Here is an 18,345-nt window from a genome sequence, read left to right as displayed (position 1 = left end):
TTACCCCTTAAGTCTGAAAGCGGCGGCGAACTATCATGCCGCTGGTGCGCTTGTTGCGACGTGTACGAAAGCCCTTAGCTGGCACACCCCATGGACTGACCGGGTTGCGACCAGCAGCAGTCTTTCCTTCACCACCTCCATGCGGGTGATCGACAGGATTCATCGCCACACCACGCACGGTCGGCCGCACTCCCCGCCAACGCATCGCGCCAGCCTTACCGATAGAACGCAAGCTGTGCTCAGCATTACCCACTTCACCAATAGTAGCCTTACAATCCACATGAACTTTACGAATTTCGCCGGAACGCAAACGTAATTGCGCGTACCCACCCTCGCGAGCCAACAGTTGCACTGAAGCACCCGCCGAACGTGCCAACTGCGCACCCTTACCTGGCATCATTTCGATGCAGTGTATAGTCGAACCTACAGGAATATTGCGCAACGGCAAGGCATTCCCCGCCTTAATTGGAGCTTCTGAACCGCTCACCAATTGAGCGCCCACCGTCACACCCTTAGGGGCGATTATGTAACGGCGCTCACCATCGGCGTAGCATAAGAGCGCCACATGCGCGCTACGGTTCGGGTCATATTCCAAATGCTCAACAGTAGCCGAAACACTATCTTTATCACGCTTAAAATCAACTATACGATAATTCTTTTTATGCCCGCCACCCATATGACGGACGGTGATATGTCCATTATGGTTACGACCAGCCGTTCTGTTCTTTTTTTCCAGCAACGGAGCATGGGGTTTCCCCTTATGCAGATCACTATTGACCACACGCACAACAGCGCGTCGCCCCGGAGAACTTGGTTTAAGTTTGATCAGTGCCATAATTTATCCTTGCTCACTCTCAGCAAAATTGATTTTCTGACCAGGCGCGAGGCATACATATGCCTTCTTCCAATTCTTCCGCCGGCCCATGAACTTGCCGAAACGTTTTTGCTTACCCTTGACAAGGGCAACTTGAACGCTCTCGACATCCACCTTGAACATCAACTCGACAGCAGCTTTAATTTCTGGCTTCGTAGCAGTAGAGTCCACACGAAAGATTACTTGCTCGTATTTCTCAGCGACATATGTAGCCTTTTCTGATATCTGAGGTGCTTGCAAAACATTCATCAAGCGCTCTTGGCTGAATTTTTGGTTACTCATGTCAGCATCTCCTCAATTTTCCTCATAGCATCGAGCGTCACAAGTACTTTTGGGAAACGCACCAAACTAACTGGATCCGCCAGACGAGCTTCTAACACAAGCACATTTGGCAAATTACGCGAAGATAGATATAGATTATCATCAATATCACTGACAATAATCAGTACACGGCTTGAATCAAAACCCATATCCAGCATTTTCTGCGCTAATAACTTTGTCTTTGGCGCCTCAAGTGTCAGGTTATCTACCACCGTCAAACGATTCTCGCGCACCAGCTGCGAAAAAATAGAAGCCAAGCCAGCGCGGTACATCTTGCGGTTAACCTTCTGAGTGTAATTTTCGTCCGGACTGTTCGGAAAAATTTTACCGCCGCCACGCCACAATGGGCTAGATGCCATACCAGCACGGGCACGGCCAGTGCCTTTTTGCGCCCAAGGCTTACGCGTGCTCTTCGCAATTTCGCTACGGCCTTTTTGCTTGCTATTGCCAAAACGAGCATTGGCCTGATATGCGATCACCACCTGATGAATCAGCGCCTCGTTGTATTCGCGACCAAACAGCTCATCGGAGGCTGACATACTGGCGCTCACCAAGCCTTTACCATCAATAACCTTAAGTTCCATTATGCGCCCGCCTTTACTGCTGGACGCACAACAACGTCCCCGCCCTTTGAGCCAGGAACAGCACCCATTATCAACAATAGTTGACGATCGATGTCGATGCGGACTATTTTGAGGTTTTGCACAGTACGCTGCACATCACCAAGATGCCCAGCCATGCGCTTACCTGGAAACACGCGCCCCGGATCTTGCGCCATACCAATAGAACCAGGCACATTGTGAGATTTGGAATTACCGTGCGTGGCACGACCAGAACTAAAATGGTGACGTTTGATTACACCGCTAAATCCCTTACCCAGAGTAACACCAGTCACGTCCACTTTCTGGCCAACTTTAAATAGATCTACGCTCAGCACACCACCCGCCTGCAGACCGCTCAATTCATCAGGGGTCGCAGTAAATTCTTTTTGCACACTACCCGCCACCACGCCCGCTTTAGCAAAATGGCCTGCCGCCGCTTTCGTTACACGACTTGCACGTCGCACACCATACGCAATTTGCACTGCGCTATAGCCATCGGTATTAAAGGTTTTAATCTGGGTAATGCGATTATTGGACACGTCCAACACTGTTACCGGCAGAGATATTCCGTCGTCGGTAAAAATGCGGGTCATGCCAATCTTTCGACCGACAAGTCCTAAGCTCATTTTTATATCCTTCTTAAGGGGCTGACTACAATTGGCCAGCCGATCCATTTACTACAACTACTGTAATTTAATCACGACATCCACGCCCGCAGGCAAGTCCAACTTCATTAGCGCATCTACGGTTTTCTCGGTCGGGTCAACAATGTCCAGCATACGCAGATGTGTGCGAATCTCAAATTGATCGCGCGAGGTCTTATTGACGTGCGGAGAACGCAAAACGTCAAAACGCTCAATTTTAGTAGGTAGAGGAATTGGACCTTTTACCACCGCTCCAGTGCGCTTCGCAGTCTCTACGATACGAGATGCGGACTGATCAATCAGACGATAATCAAATGCTTTCAGGCGTATGCGGATATTCTGACTTTTCATAAATTTTTACTCTACTTTTTTGTAGCTATTGCCGCAACTGCGGATTAACAAACTATTATACAATAATTTGACATCTTATTGCACGTACTATTACTCAATCACCTTAGCTACCACACCGGCACCAACGGTGCGACCACCTTCACGTATCGCGAAACGCAGACCTTCTTCCATCGCGATTGGCGCAATCAAGTTCACCGTCACCGACACGTTGTCTCCCGGCATCACCATTTCAGTGCCAGCCGGCAGTTCAACCGCACCCGTTACGTCGGTAGTTCGGAAGTAGAATTGCGGACGGTAGCCTTGGAAGAATGGGGTGTGACGACCACCTTCGTCTTTGCTGAGAACGTAGATTTCGGCTGAAAATTTGGTATGCGGGGTAATGGAGCCAGGCTTGGCCAGAACTTGACCTCGTTCGACTTCTTCACGCTTGGTGCCACGTAACAGTATCCCAACGTTATCGCCAGCCTGACCTTGGTCGAGCAGCTTGCGGAACATTTCCACGCCGGTACAGATGGTTTTAATAGTGGGCTTGAGGCCGATGATTTCAATTTCTTCGCCCACTTTGACGACGCCACGCTCCACCCGGCCAGTCACCACGGTGCCACGGCCGGAGATGGAGAAGACGTCTTCGACGGGCATCAGGAAGGCGCCGTCCATGACGCGCATAGGCTGAGGTATGTAGGCATCAAGCGCCTCGGCCAAACGAAAGATGGAAGGTTCGCCAATTTCGGACTGGTCACCCTGCAAGGCCTTGAGCGCACTACCAATGATAATCGGGGTATCGTCACCAGGAAAGTCGTATTTGGTAAGAAGTTCACGCACTTCCATTTCGACCAGCTCGAGCAGCTCAGGGTCATCCACCATGTCGGCCTTATTCATGTAGACGATGATGTAGGGTACGCCCACTTGACGCGCCAACAGAATATGTTCTCGCGTTTGCGGCATGGGGCCATCGGCGGCAGACACTACCAAGATAGCGCCGTCCATCTGCGCAGCACCGGTAATCATGTTTTTAATGTAATCCGCATGACCAGGACAGTCTACGTGGGCGTAGTGACGGCCAGCCGTTTCATACTCGACGTGAGCGGTGTTAATGGTGATGCCGCGCGCCTTTTCTTCCGGCGCTGCGTCAATCTGGTCATAGGCTTTAGCCTCGCCGCCAAATTTCTTGGACAGCACTGTGGTAATCGCTGCAGTCAGGGTGGTTTTGCCATGATCAACGTGACCAATCGTGCCTACATTTATGTGCGGCTTGGTACGCTCAAATTTACTCTTTGCCATGATTTAAAGTTCCTTGATTATTTGACGGTTCATGAGTTATCTTGAAACTATTTCCTACTACTCATCACCGCTTCAGCCACATTTTTTGGCGCTTCGGTGTAATGCTTAAATTCCATTGTGTATGTAGCCCGACCTTGGGTTGCGGAACGCAACGCAGTTGAATAACCGAACATCTCTGCCAAAGGAACTTCGGCCTTCACGATCTTTCCACCGCCGATCATGTCTTCCATACCTTGAACCATACCGCGACGGGATGACAAATCACCCATTACCGTGCCTGTGTAATCTTCTGGGGTTTCCACCTCAACCGACATCATCGGCTCAAGCAGCACCGGGCTTGCCTTACGCATACCGTCTTTGAAGCCCATAGAAGCAGCCATCTTAAATGCGTTTTCATTGGAGTCTACATCGTGGTAAGAGCCATCAAACAGGGTAACTTTAATATCCACCACGGGGAAGCCCGCCAACACACCATTCGGCAATGTATCTTCCAATCCTTTTTTTACTGCCGGGATAAATTCTCGCGGAACCGACCCACCCTTAATGGCATCCACAAATTCAAAGCCCTTGCCCGTTTCATTTGGCTCAATTTTTAGCCATACATGGCCAAATTGGCCGCGTCCACCCGATTGCTTAACGAACTTGCCCTCAACTTCAACCATCTTACGTATCGCTTCGCGGTAAGCAACTTGCGGCGCGCCAACATTCGCCTCCACGCTGAATTCACGCTTCATGCGCTCAACCAAAACTTCCAAGTGCAGCTCACCCATACCAGAAATGATGGTTTGACCGGACTCCAAGTCAGTATGTACGCGGAAAGACGGATCCTCTTTCGCCAAGCGATTCAGCGCCATGCCCATCTTTTCTTGGTCGACCTTAGTCTTCGGCTCAACAGCAATATGAATTACCGGCTCAGGGAATATCATGCGCTCCAACGTAATCACATTGGCCGGATCACACAAAGTCTCTCCCGTAGTCGCTTCTTTTAAGCCCACCGCAGCAGCTATATCACCTGCAAAAACCTCTTTGATCTCTTCTCGCTCGTTAGCATGCATCAACAAGATACGGCCAATGCGTTCTTTCTTGCCCTTGATCGGATTGTAAACTGTATCGCCCGCTTTCAACTGACCAGAATACACGCGGAAGAAAATCAACTGCCCCACAAATGGGTCGGTCATGATTTTAAACGCCAACGCAGAAAACGGCTCATCGTCATTTGCCTTACGTTCTCCCATCGCCCCATTTTCCAACTCACCCTTAACTGGCGGAATGTCAGTCGGTGCAGGCAGATAGTCGACCACCGCATCCAGCATGGCCTGCACGCCCTTGTTTTTGAAGGCAGAACCACATAACATCGGCACTATTTCACTGGCAATTGTACGGATGCGCAAGCATTGCTTAATCTCAACTTCGGACAAGTCACCTTCCTCGAGATACTTGTTCATCATCTCTTCGGTTGCCTCGGCAGCACTCTCTACCATCTTCGCACGCCACTCTTGCGCTACCGCAAGCAGATTGGCGGGAATATCACGCAACTCAAACTTCATACCCTGAGAAGCCTCATCCCAGTAAATCGCCTTCATCCGCACTAAGTCAATTACACCCTCGAACTTTTCCTCTGCGCCAATCGGTAATTGAATCGGCACCACATTGGCACGCAAGCGAGCACGCATTTGTTCGTACACATTAAAGAAATTCGCACCAGAGCGATCCATCTTATTAACAAAGGCCAAACGCGGCACACCATACTTATTGGCTTGCCGCCACACTGTTTCGGACTGCGGCTGTACACCACCCACAGCGCAATACACCATGCATGCACCATCCAGCACGCGCATTGATCGCTCAACTTCAATAGTGAAGTCAACGTGCCCCGGCGTATCAATGATGTTAATACGATGCTCAGGCAAGGTGGAGTCCATACCCTTCCAGTAACAAGTCGTCGCAGCCGAAGTAATGGTAATACCCCGCTCCTGCTCCTGCTCCATCCAGTCCATCACAGCGGCGCCATCATGTACTTCGCCGATCTTGTGCGATACACCCGTGTAAAACAATACACGCTCAGTGGTCGTAGTTTTACCCGCGTCTATATGTGCGCTAATGCCGATATTTCGATATCGCTCGATTAATGTTTTCCGTGCCACAATAATTACCTAACTTATAAAACTTTCAGAAACAGCAGAAAAACCTCTAGAAACGGAAGTGCGAAAAGGCTTTATTCGCCTCAGCCATGCGGTGAACTTCTTCACGCTTTTTAACTGCGCCACCACGACTTTCTGACGCATCGAGCAATTCGCCCGCCAACCGCATACCCATGGATTTTTCACCACGCTTGCGTGCAAAATCTTTTAGCCAGCGCATGGCCAACGCCATTCGGCGCGAAGGACGAACTTCAACGGGAACCTGATAGTTAGCCCCCCCGACGCGACGGCTCTTTACCTCAACCTGAGGTTTGACATTGGTCAACGCAAGATTGAACACCTCGATCGGATCTTTACCGCTTTTCTTAACGATTTGCTCCAAAGCGCCATAAAGAATGCGCTCGGCAACAGATTTTTTACCAGCGGTCATCAAAACATTAACGAACTTGGAAAGATCTTGGTTGCCATATTTTGGATCCGGCAGGATTTCGCGCTTTGGAACTTCTCTACGTCTTGGCATATCTTAAACCTCATGTTAACTGGCTAATTCAAAAAACTGGCTAATTCTTAAATACTGGCTTGGCAATAATTTAAGCCTTTTTGGGACGCTTGGCACCATACTTAGAACGAGACTGCTTACGATCTTTTACTCCAGCGGTATCCAAACTACCCCGTACCATGTGGTAACGAACACCGGGCAAATCCTTTACACGGCCTCCACGTATAAGTACCACCGAGTGCTCCTGCAAATTGTGGCCTTCACCACCAATGTATGAGATAACCTCAAAGCCATTAGTCAGACGAACCTTGGCAACCTTACGTAAGGCAGAGTTTGGCTTCTTTGGTGTTGTAGTATATACACGAGTACACACTCCCCGTTTTTGGGGACTCCCACCCAGAGCGGGAACTTTGCTTTTTATAGGTTCGGCAACACGAGGCTTGCGCACTAATTGGTTGATGGTTGGCATTATCTAAATTTTCCTAAAAATTCTTATGTATCAACAATATGAAAAAACAGCCGCCTAAACTATGCTACTTCCTCCAGTCGTGGGCGGACAAAAAGACCGCGCATTCTATTGAGGATTACCCAACCTGTCAAGCAAGCTGGTTATCTTGTGTTTCTGCGGCTTGCTCTCCTTCGCTCAACACTGTCGCTGACATACCCAACCCGAGCCGCTGCTTACGCCGCGCGGCATGATAGGCTAAGCCAGTGCCAGCCGGGATCAAGCGGCCCACAATGACGTTCTCCTTCAGCCCACGCAGCTCGTCTCTCTTGCCCATAATCGCAGCTTCGGTCAGCACGCGCGTGGTTTCCTGAAAGGATGCCGCAGAGATAAACGAATCAGTGGACAATGAAGCCTTGGTGATTCCCAGCAGCATATATTCATAGGTTGCCGGCTGCTTGCCTTCTTTCTCAACACGTTCATTCTCTTGCAACAAATCTGCACGCTCCACCTGCTCTTTGGGAATGAACTTAGTATCACCTTCATCCACAATCTGTACTCGGCGCAACATTTGGCGCACTATCACTTCGATATGCCTGTCGTTAATCTTAACGCCCTGCAGGCGATACACATCCTGCACTTCGTCGGCAATGTAACGCGCCAGCGCTGCCACGCCCAGCAAGCGCAAAATGTCATGCGGATCGCGCGGACCATCCACAATCATTTCGCCTTGGGTTACCATTTGTCCATCGTGCACTAGTACATGTTTGTCCTTAGTGATCAGAAATTCATGCGCCACACCTTCCATATCAGTGATAACCAAACGTTGCTTACCCTTGGTATCCTTGCCGAACGACGCTGTTCCGGTAACTTCCGCTAACATACCGGCATTCTTAGGCGAACGAGCCTCAAAAAGTTCCGCAACACGCGGAAGACCTCCAGTAATATCACGTGTCTTGCTGCTTTCCTGCGGAATACGTGCCAGCACCTCACCCACGCCAACATGCTGACCATCTTCTACAGTGATGATACAACCCGTCTGAAAGGTCACCGAAATTGGTAATTCGGTACCGGCAATCTTAATCTCGTGCCCTTCCTCGTCGAGCAAGCGTACCAATGGCCGTAGCACGCCCTTGCCTTGCGTACCAGCAAGCTTAGGATCCACCACAAGAGTGGATAATCCGGTTACTTCATCAATCTCCCTGGTAACGGTAACGCCCTCTTTTACATTTTCAAAGCGCGCCCGACCGGCATATTCGGTAATAATCGGACGCGTATGCGGATCCCATGTAGCCAGCACTTCGCCTGCACGAACTGGGCTGCCTTCACGCACAGTCAACATCGCGCCGTATGGCACCTTGTGACGCTCGCGCTCGCGTCCATGATCATCGGTGACCATTATTTCGCCACTACGCGCTACCACCACTAACTCACCTCGAGTATTGCTGACGGTACGCATGTTCGTGCTGTACTTCACCTGACCATTTGACTTACCTTCGACCTGACTAGCCACCACGGTACGCGATGCCGCACCACCGATGTGGAAGGTACGCATGGTTAATTGGGTACCTGGCTCGCCGATTGACTGCGCAGCAATTACGCCAACTGCCTCACCTACCGTCACAGGGCCACCTCGACCTAAGTCGCGACCATAACATTTGACGCACAAACCATAGCGAGTTTCACATGTCAGGGGCGTCCGCACATGAACTTCGTCGACACCCAACGACTCAATGTTTTCCACCATATCTTCATCCAGCAGAGTGCCCGCTTCATATAGAGTTTCGCTGCTTTCAGGATTGACGATATCCTTGCTAGCAACGCGACCCAGTATTCGCTCACGCAATGCTTCAATCACCTCGCCACCTTCAACCAATGCCTTCAATGCGGCACCGTTGCTGGTACCACAATCTTCCTCAGCCACCACTAAATCTTGGGTCACATCTACCAGACGACGCGTTAGGTAACCAGAGTTCGCTGTCTTCAATGCAGTATCAGCCAAACCTTTTCGCGCACCATGGGTGGAAATAAAGTATTGCAGCATATTCAGCCCCTCGCGAAAGTTAGCGGTAATCGGGGTTTCAATGATTGAACCATCTGGCTTGGCCATCAGACCGCGCATGCCTGCTAACTGACGAATCTGAGCCGCAGAACCGCGCGCACCAGAATCTGCCATCATATAGATGGAATTGAAAGACTCCTGCATCACTACTTTGCCTTTTTTATCAGCAAGCTGTTTGCCGCTGGCACGGTCTATCACCGGCTCGCTACCCAACTGATCCATCATAGCCTTAGCTACCAGATCACCAGTGCGGCCCCAGATGTCGACCACCTTATTGTAACGTTCGCCCTGGGTCACCAAACCGGATGTGTATTGCACGTCAATCTCACGAACCTCTTTTCCCGCCGCGTCAATTAACTCATTTTTTTGCGGTGGCACCAGCATGTCATCCAAGCAAATTGAAATACCGGCGCGGGTAGCATAAGTAAAGCCGGTGGTCATTAACTTGTCAGCCATAATCACGGTGTTGCGCAAACCACAACGGCTGAAGCTGGTGTTAATCAGACGAGAGATCTCTTTCTTCTTTAATGCTTTATTGACCAAGCTGAACGGCAGACCGGGTGGCAAAATATCTGACAGAATGGCACGTCCCACGGTAGTTTCATAGCGTGTACGCTTTTCCTGACGCTCATTTTTTTCATCAAAATAAATTTCTTTAATGCGCACCACCACCTTGGCATGCAGATCAACATAACCAGACTCATAGGCACGTAGCGCTTCAGACACGTCAGCGAACAACGCACCCTCGCCCAGCGCACCGATTTTTTCGCGCGTCATATAGTACAACCCCAGCACGATATCCTGCGACGGAACAATGATAGGCTCGCCATTGGCAGGCGACAACACGTTATTGGAGGCCAGCATCAAGGTGCGGCATTCCATCTGCGCTTCCAGTGACAGCGGCACGTGCACTGCCATCTGATCACCGTCAAAATCGGCGTTGAATGCCGTACAAACTAATGGATGTAACTGGATCGCTTTGCCTTCAATCAGTATTGGTTCGAACGCCTGAATGCCGAGACGATGCAGTGTAGGCGCTCGATTCAGCAGCACCGGATGTTCACGGATGACATCTTCCAGGATGTCCCACACAACCGGCTCTTCCGCTTCCACCATGCGCTTGCCCGCCTTTATCGTTGTGGCTAGCCCGAGAACTTCCAGTTTATGGAAAATGAATGGCTTGAATAGCTCCAGCGCCATTTTTTTGGGCAAGCCGCACTGATGCAATTTCAGTTGCGGACCCACCACAATTACGGAGCGACCGGAATAATCTACGCGCTTGCCTAGCAAATTCTGACGGAAACGGCCGCCTTTGCCTTTGATCATGTCAGCCAATGACTTCAGCGGACGCTTGTTAGCACCAGTCATTGCCTTGCCGCGACGGCCATTGTCCAGCAGCGAATCAATTGATTCCTGAAGCATACGTTTCTCGTTGCGCACAATAATTTCCGGCGCCTTCAACTCCAAAAGGCGTTTCAAACGGTTATTTCGGTTAATTACACGACGATACAAATCATTCAGATCAGAAGTCGCAAAGCGTCCGCCATCTAGCGGCACTAGGGGACGTAGTTCTGGCGGCAACACTGGCAGCACCAACATAATCATCCACTCTGGTTTGATGCCCGAGACCAGAAATGCCTCAAGGATCTTCAACCGCTTCGCATACTTCTTGATTTTTGTCTCGGAGCTGGTTGCTTCAAGATCAGCGCGCAGCTTTTCCACCTCAGCTGGCACATCCAGTGCGTGCAATAGAGCGCGTATGCCTTCTGCCCCCATTACTGCTGAAAACTCATCGCCGTACTCTTCCAGCTTGGCCAGATAATCATCTTCAGATAGCAATTGAGCGCGTTCGAGCGTGGACATCCCAGGATCGGTCACTACGTAAGCCTCGAAATAGAGTACGCGTTCTATGTCGCGTAACGTCATATCCAGCACCATTCCCAAGCGCGACGGTAACGATTTTAAGAACCAAATATGTGCCACCGGACTTGCCAGCTCAATATGGCCCATGCGTTCGCGGCGCACTTTAGATAGCGTTACTTCCACACCGCATTTCTCGCAGATCACCCCACGATGTTTCAGACGCTTATACTTGCCGCACAAGCACTCATAGTCCTTGGTCGGGCCAAAAATCTTGGCGCAAAACAAACCATCGCGCTCCGGCTTGAAGGTTCGGTAGTTAATGGTTTCCGGCTTCTTCACTTCGCCGTAGGACCAAGAACGGATTTTCTCCGGTGAGGCCAGCCCGATCTTGATTGCGTCGAACTCCTCCTTCTGCGTTACTTGCCTGAACAAATCCAGCAATGCTTTCATATGTAACTCCTAAATATTCGGCAGCAATGTAGGGTGCGCCCGGCGCACCAATCTTGAGCGGTACGCCGAGCGCACCGCCCCCTACTCTCGATGACGAACAAGATCGATATCAATGCCCAAGGAGCGGATTTCCTTGGTTAGTACATTGAACGACTCCGGCATGCCGGCATCAATCTTGTGATCGCCCTTGACAATGCTTTCGTAAATTTTGGTGCGTCCAGCTACGTCATCTGATTTGACCGTAAGCATTTCCTGCAGCGTGTAGGCTGCGCCATACGCTTCCAGCGCCCACACTTCCATTTCACCGAAACGCTGGCCGCCGAACTGTGCTTTGCCGCCCAGCGGTTGCTGTGTTACCAAGCTGTACGGACCAGTGGAACGCGCGTGCATCTTGTCATCCACCAAGTGGTTCAGCTTCAGCACATGCATATAACCAACTGTAACCGACCGGTCAAATGCAACTCCAGTTCGCCCATCGTATAGGGTTATCTGGCCAGAACGCGGTAAGTCTGCTAGCTCTAACATGTCCTTAATTTCATCTTCATTCGCGCCATCGAACACTGGCGTGGCGAAAGGCACACCGCCGCTCAAGTTACGGCATAGGTCTAGCACTTCCTCATCACTGAACGCAGCAATCTCCGCAGCCTGTTCATGCATATAAATCTTACCGAGGAATGTTCGTATTTTTTCAATCTTAGCTTGCGATTCCAGCATCTTGCCGATCTTCTGCCCCAAGCCCTTGGCTGCCCAACCCAGATGAGTTTCCAATATCTGCCCCACATTCATACGCGATGGAACACCAAGTGGGTTCAGCACGATGTCAACTGGCGTGCCATCCGCCATGTAAGGCATGTCTTCTACCGGCACAATACGTGACACCACACCTTTATTACCATGACGACCAGCCATCTTGTCGCCAGGCTGCAAACGGCGTTTCACCGCCACATACACCTTAACCATCTTCTGCACACCAACTTGCAGTTCGTCACCTTGAGTCAAATTGCGCTTCTTTAATTCGAATGCCGCATCGAATTCCAAACGCTTCTGCGCCAAACCCTCTTTGACCTGCTCCAGTTGCGATGCGGTATCTTCGTTACCGAGACGTATGTCGAACCACTGATAACGCTCCAAGCCAGTCAGATAATCCTTGGTCAGCTTGGTCCCCTTAGCCAGCTTCTTTGGCCCTCCATTAGCCACCTTGCCTAATAACAGCTTACCCAGACGGGTGAATACATCGGCTTCAACGATGCGCATTTGATCAGCCAAATCTTTCTTGTAACGTTTCAATTCGTCATCGATAATCTGTTGCGCGCGCTGATCACGCTGCAATCCCTCTCGCGTAAACACCTGCACATCTATCACTGTCCCGGAAATACCCGCCTGCACGCGCAAACTGGTGTCCTTAACATCGGATGCTTTTTCGCCAAAAATAGCACGCAGCAGTTTCTCTTCCGGTGTTAGTTGAGTTTCACCTTTGGGCGTGACTTTACCAACCAGAACGTCACCGACTCCAACTTCCGCGCCGATGTGCACAATGCCGCACTCATCCAAACGCGCCATTTGCCCCTCGGACAAATTAGGAATGTCACGAGTAATTTCTTCCGAGCCAAGCTTGGTATCGCGCGCTACCACGGTGAGCTCTTCGATATGAATAGAGGTGAAGCGATCTTCCGACACCACGCGCTCGGAAATCAGAATCGAGTCCTCGTAGTTGTAGCCATTCCAAGGCATGAACGCCACCAGCATATTCTGGCCCAGAGCCAGCTCGCCCATATCGGTGGACGCGCCGTCGGCGATCACGTCGTAACGCGCAATCACGTCCCCCATTTTAACCAGCGGACGCTGGTTAATATTGGTATTCTGATTGGAACGGGTGTACTTGGTCAGATTATATATATCCACGCCGACTTCGCCGTGCGTAGTTTCATCGTCATTAACGCGCACCACAATACGACCTGCATCCACGTAATCTATTCGCCCGCCACGCCATGCCTGCACTGTGGTGCCAGAATCCACTGCCACAGTGCGTTCGACTCCAGTTCCAACCAACGCTTTCTCTGCACGCAAACAAGGTACAGCTTGGCGCTGCATATTGGCACCCATTAAAGCTCGATTTGCATCGTCATGCTCCAAAAAAGGTATCAGCGCCGCTGCCACCGACACCACTTGAGCAGGTGCCACATCCATGTATTCAATGCGATCCGGCGAAGCCAGCACAAACTCATTGTGCTGCCGGGATGAAATCACGTCATTGGTAAATTTTCCCTTACTGTCTAGCTCAGCGTTGGCCTGAGCAATGGTGAACTTGCCTTCCTCAATCGCAGACAAATATTTAACTTCATCAGTCGCCTTACCCTTAGCCACCTGACGATATGGGGTTTCAATAAAACCATAATTATTGATGCGCGCATATAGCGCCAACGAGTTGATCAAGCCGATATTCGGACCCTCTGGCGTCTCAATCGGGCACAAACGACCATAATGTGTCGGGTGTACATCACGCACCTCGAAGCCAGCACGTTCACGAGTCAATCCACCAGGGCCAAGAGCAGAAATGCGGCGTTTGTGCGTCACTTCGGATAAGGGGTTAGTCTGATCCATGAATTGCGACAACTGGCTGGAGCCGAAAAACTCCTTGACCGCCGCAGAAATTGGTTTTGCATTAATCAAGTCATGCGGCATCAGATTGTCCGCTTCGGCCTGACCCAAACGCTCCTTCACCGCACGTTCGACGCGTGCCAACCCAGTGCGAAACTGGTTTTCAGCCAGCTCACCTACAGCGCGCACACGCCGGTTGCCGAGATGATCAATATCGTCAATTTCGCCACGACCATTGCGCAACTCGACCATAATTTTTATTACCGCCACGATATCTTCATTAGATAGCGTGACTGACCCTGTCAGCTCATCCGAACCGATACGACGGTTGAATTTCATACGCCCCACAACCGACAAGTTATAGCGCTCTTCAGAAAAGAACAGGCCGTTAAAGAGATTTTCCACCGCGTCCTCTGTAGGCGGCTCTCCAGGACGAATCATGCGATAGATAGCAACTCGCGCTGTCCACTGGTCGGTGGTCTCATCAGCACGCAGAGTCTGCGAAATGTAGCCGCCTTGATCCAGATTATTGGTGTATAACGTGCGAATTTTTTTCTCTCCCGCCGCCTGCAACTTAGCCAGCAGTGTTTCAGTGATCTCATCGTTGGCATTGGCGATAATTTCGCCGCTATCCTTATCTATCACGTTATGCGCTAACACGCGCTCGAACAGGAAATCCTCCCCTACCGCCAACTTGTCAATGCCAGCTTCCTGAATTTCACGTATATGGCGCACAGTGATGCGCTTGCCACCGGCCACGATCACCTTGCCACTCTTGTCCAGGATATCAAAGCGTGCGACTTCACCGCGCAGCCGTTCTGGCACAACCTCAAATTGGATGCCTTTTTTACCAAAGTGAAATGTATCGAACTCAAAAAACGCCGCAAGTATCTGCTCAGGTGTATAACCCAATGATTTCAATAGAATAGTGACCGGCATTTTGCGACGACGATCTATACGGAAATAGACATAATCCTTAGCATCGAACTCAAAATCCAGCCATGAACCGCGATAGGGAATAATGCGTGCGGAAAATAGCAGCTTGCCTGAGCTATGCGTCTTGCCGCGGTCATGCTCAAAGAACACGCCAGGTGAACGATGCAATTGCGAAACGATAACGCGCTCGGTGCCATTAATGACGAATGAACCAGTATTGGTCATTAGGGGTATTTCTCCCATGTATACTTCTTGCTCTTTCACTTCCTTCACGACGGTCGGTTTGGATACCTCCTTATCGAATAAGGTCAGGCGCACACGAGCACGTATCGGGGAAGCATAAGTCAAACCGCGTTGCTGGCACTCCTTCACATCGAAGGGTGGCGTACCCAAGTTGTAGCTAACAAAGTCAAGACGTGCATATTTATTATGGCTCTCAATCGGAAAAATCGAATGGAATGCTGCCTGCAAGCCATCATTGATGCGCTGGTCAGGCAATTGGTTAGCCTGAAGAAAAGCACTGTAGGATTCTAGTTGCGTGGACAGCAAAAATGGTATCGGCAAAGCACCAATACGTTTCGCAAAACTTTTACGAATACGTTTTTTTTCAGTAAAAGAATAACTCATGATATCTCCACGACCGAGGGAAAGGACAATGAACAAAAAGCGTTTTGTAGCTTGCTGTCCGTTATCTTCTTAAAACGGCAAAAGGCTGGCGGGCATCCGTCAGCCTTTCGACGCGTACAATAATTACTTAATTTCAGCAGTTGCGCCAGCCTCGATCAATTGCTTCAGGATAGCGTCAGCATCAGCCTTGTTCACCCCTTCTTTCACTGCCTTCGGTGCTCCGTCCACCAAATCCTTAGCTTCTTTCAGCCCAAGACCGGTAATCGCGCGAACCACTTTAATCACGTTCACCTTGCTGGCACCCGCAGAACTTAATATCACACTGAATTCTGTTTGCTCAACTGCGGCAGCAGCAGCAGCGACTGGTGCAGCAACTGCCGCAGCAGCAGCGGACACACCAAATTTTTCTTCCATTTCCTTGATCAGTGCAGACAACTCCAACACGGTCATTTGTGCAATTGCGTCCAGAATGTCAGCCTTATTAACAGCCATGTTGCTCTCCTAATGTTAATTCAAAAAGTTTGATAAGAGCGTTAAGCGGCAGCCGTTTCGGCTTCCTTCTTATCGCGGATAGCAGCCAAGCCACGCACGAAAGTGCTGGTTGCAGCATTCATGGTCGCCATCAAACGTGCGATCAACTCATTCCGGCTCGGGATAGCAGCCAGCACAGCGACCTGCTCCGCAGACATCAAAGAACCAACCATTGCGCCTGCCTTGATTACTAGCTTGCCGTTCGTCTTGGCAAATTCATGCACTATTTTTGCTGCCGCGACGGGGTCGGCGCTAATACTATATGCTAATGGACCAACCATTTTTTCCGCCAAAGCTTCAAATGGAGTGCCATGCACAGCGCGGCGCGCCAATGTGTTTTTTAGCACGCGAAAGTACACCCCAGATTTGCGCGCAGTTGCACGCAATTTAGTAATGTCGCTAACTGCAATGCCGCGGTGCTCTACCAAGACAATAGTCTGAGCCTGCATCACTTGTGCGTTAACTTCAGCTACTATTGCTTGTTTTTCTTGCAGATTAAGACCCAAATCATTCTCCATCTTCAATTGAATCACCAAACCGAAGCTCGACGATCCATCGTTAACAACCGCGTCCTTAAGCTAGGAAACAACATCTCTCCTGCTCGTGGGCACACCATCTACGTAGGCGTCAGGGAACTGCGAGCAGAAATAATGATATTGCTGCCGCCATACAATGCCCCTTCATTAAACCCTATCGGATACCTACGGTCTTTGACAATCTGCCAATATGCCAGCAGTTCAAAGCCTGTAAACAACATGACAAACTAATCAATCATGCCGCACAATTTGTAATTGCACCACTCCTCAGCTTTCAATTGCCATAGAAAACAGCTGTCACTTTTTCATAGCTTAGAGAAAGGGTAAAAGGAATTATCCTGCCAAACTGGCCTGCTCAATGCGAATACCCACACCCATAGTACTGGAGACAGACACCTTCTTTAGGTATACGCCCTTGGCAGCAGCTGGCCTGGCCTTGTTTAAGGCATCGACCAGCGCCAACAAATTTTCACGCAGCGCTTCTGGCGTGAACGAAGCACGTCCAATGGTGCACTGCACAACGCCATTCTTGTCGGTACGGTACTGCACCTGACCAGCCTTGGCATTCCTCACGGCACCAGCCACATCAACGGAAACCGTACCCACTTTAGGGTTAGGCATCAAGCCACGCGGACCAAGAATCTGACCTAATTGACCAACGATGCGCATAGCATCAGGAGAGGCTATCACCACATCGAAATCCATATTGCCGGCCTTGATACTTTCCGCCAAGTCTTCGAAGCCTACCACATCCGCACCAGCAGACTTGGCTTCTTCAGCCTTAGCACCTTGAGCGAACACAGCGATGCGCACAGTCTTGCCAGTTCCCTTAGGTAACACCACAGCGCCACGCACCAATTGATCGGACTTGCGTGCATCTATGCCCAAATTGATTGCGATGTCGATAGACTCATCGAACTTGGCCTTAGCAGTTTCTTTTGCCAGATTCAGCGCCTCATTCATCGCATACAGCTTGTTACGGTCAACTTTAGCAACCAGCGCCTTATAACGCTTAGAAATATGTGCCATGTTATACGCCCTCCACAACAATACCCATACTGCGCGCGCTACCGGCAATAGTGCGCACCGCCGCATCCATGTCGGTGGCGGTCAGATCGGGCATCTTGGTTGTTGCAATTTCTTCTGCCTGTTTACGAGTCAACTTGCCAACCTTGTCTGTATGCGGCTTAGGACTACCCTTTTGCACACCAGCAGCCTTCTTAATCAGAATGGTCGCAGGCGGAGTCTTCATAATAAAAGTAAAACTTTTGTCCGCATAAGCTGTAATAACCACCGGGATTGGCAATCCCGGTTCTACGCCCTGAGTCTGTGCGTTAAAAGCCTTGCAAAACTCCATGATATTCAGCCCACGCTGGCCTAGCGCCGGACCGATAGGCGGACTGGGGTTTGCCTTACCGGCAGGAACTTGCAACTTGATAAAACCTATGATTTTCTTTGCCACAACACTCTCCCTATGGGTTCAAGCGAACGCTATTGCGCTCTCCCCGATTAATACAGAAAGGAGAAAGAAGAACAGGAGAAGGGTGCCTGCAATCGGCCCTCCCTTCTCCATTCATCTTTAAC

Annotated in this window: 15 protein-coding genes; all 15 read right to left on the bottom strand. The window is 50.3% G+C overall.

Translation table 11 applies throughout. The features are described 5' to 3' along the window. Positions 1–7: 7 nt before the first annotated feature. Positions 8–835 (bottom strand): 50S ribosomal protein L2, encoded by an 828-nt coding sequence (gene rplB / locus MJ768_RS06865; RefSeq protein ID WP_239289320.1) that lies wholly within the window; start codon positions 833–835, stop codon positions 8–10. Between the two features lie 3 nt (positions 836–838). Beyond that, on the bottom strand, positions 839–1,156 hold the full coding sequence (rplW, locus tag MJ768_RS06860; protein ID WP_239289318.1) for a 50S ribosomal protein L23: 318 nt from the start codon (positions 1,154–1,156) through the stop codon (positions 839–841). Further along, complete coding sequence (gene rplD / locus MJ768_RS06855; protein WP_239289316.1) at positions 1,153–1,779, bottom strand: 50S ribosomal protein L4; 627 nt, start codon at positions 1,777–1,779, stop codon at positions 1,153–1,155. The genes rplW and rplD overlap by 4 nt, the downstream gene beginning before the upstream one ends. Continuing rightward, positions 1,779–2,423 carry a 50S ribosomal protein L3 gene (gene rplC / locus MJ768_RS06850; RefSeq protein ID WP_239289314.1) on the bottom strand — a complete coding sequence of 215 codons (645 nt, stop codon included), beginning with the start codon at positions 2,421–2,423 and terminating at the stop codon, positions 1,779–1,781. Before rplC ends, rplD begins: the two co-directional genes overlap by 1 nt. Before the next feature lie 57 nt (positions 2,424–2,480). Further along, positions 2,481–2,792: a 30S ribosomal protein S10 gene (gene rpsJ, locus MJ768_RS06845; protein ID WP_239289312.1), complete on the bottom strand. Its 312-nt coding sequence runs from the start codon at positions 2,790–2,792 to the stop codon at positions 2,481–2,483. Positions 2,793–2,882: 90 nt separating this feature from the next. Beyond that, the gene (gene tuf, locus MJ768_RS06840) at positions 2,883–4,073 is read right to left on the bottom strand and encodes an elongation factor Tu (protein ID WP_239289265.1); all 1,191 of its coding nucleotides are present in this window, start codon (positions 4,071–4,073) and stop codon (positions 2,883–2,885) included. 47 nt (positions 4,074–4,120) lie between these two features. After that, positions 4,121–6,217 carry an elongation factor G gene (gene fusA, locus MJ768_RS06835; protein WP_239289310.1) on the bottom strand — a complete coding sequence of 699 codons (2,097 nt, stop codon included), beginning with the start codon at positions 6,215–6,217 and terminating at the stop codon, positions 4,121–4,123. 46 nt (positions 6,218–6,263) lie between these two features. After that, positions 6,264–6,734, bottom strand: a complete 471-nt coding sequence (gene rpsG, locus MJ768_RS06830; protein ID WP_239289301.1) for a 30S ribosomal protein S7 — start codon at positions 6,732–6,734, stop codon at positions 6,264–6,266. 70 nt (positions 6,735–6,804) lie between these two features. Then, positions 6,805–7,182, bottom strand: coding sequence for a 30S ribosomal protein S12 (gene rpsL, locus MJ768_RS06825; protein ID WP_239289291.1), 378 nt, complete (start codon positions 7,180–7,182; stop codon positions 6,805–6,807). Between the two features lie 127 nt (positions 7,183–7,309). Further along, the gene (gene rpoC, locus MJ768_RS06820) at positions 7,310–11,533 is read right to left on the bottom strand and encodes a DNA-directed RNA polymerase subunit beta' (RefSeq protein WP_239289289.1); all 4,224 of its coding nucleotides are present in this window, start codon (positions 11,531–11,533) and stop codon (positions 7,310–7,312) included. Positions 11,534–11,614: 81 nt separating this feature from the next. Then, on the bottom strand, positions 11,615–15,694 hold the full coding sequence (gene rpoB, locus MJ768_RS06815; RefSeq protein WP_239289287.1) for a DNA-directed RNA polymerase subunit beta: 4,080 nt from the start codon (positions 15,692–15,694) through the stop codon (positions 11,615–11,617). A 123-nt stretch (positions 15,695–15,817) separates the two neighbouring features. Continuing rightward, positions 15,818–16,186 carry a 50S ribosomal protein L7/L12 gene (gene rplL, locus MJ768_RS06810; RefSeq protein WP_239289285.1) on the bottom strand — a complete coding sequence of 123 codons (369 nt, stop codon included), beginning with the start codon at positions 16,184–16,186 and terminating at the stop codon, positions 15,818–15,820. A 41-nt stretch (positions 16,187–16,227) separates the two neighbouring features. Next, positions 16,228–16,731, bottom strand: a complete 504-nt coding sequence (gene rplJ, locus MJ768_RS06805; protein WP_239289283.1) for a 50S ribosomal protein L10 — start codon at positions 16,729–16,731, stop codon at positions 16,228–16,230. A 363-nt stretch (positions 16,732–17,094) separates the two neighbouring features. Continuing rightward, positions 17,095–17,790, bottom strand: coding sequence for a 50S ribosomal protein L1 (rplA, locus tag MJ768_RS06800; protein WP_239289281.1), 696 nt, complete (start codon positions 17,788–17,790; stop codon positions 17,095–17,097). A 1-nt stretch (position 17,791) separates the two neighbouring features. Further along, positions 17,792–18,223, bottom strand: a complete 432-nt coding sequence (rplK, locus tag MJ768_RS06795; RefSeq protein WP_239289279.1) for a 50S ribosomal protein L11 — start codon at positions 18,221–18,223, stop codon at positions 17,792–17,794. Positions 18,224–18,345 lie beyond the last annotated feature (122 nt).

The sequence above is a fragment of the Candidatus Nitrotoga sp. 1052 genome (assembly GCF_927312905.1).
Lineage (GTDB): Bacteria > Pseudomonadota > Gammaproteobacteria > Burkholderiales > Gallionellaceae > Nitrotoga.
The sequence above is the reverse complement of the archived record's forward strand: the minus strand, read 5'-3'. Positions and strand labels throughout refer to the sequence as shown.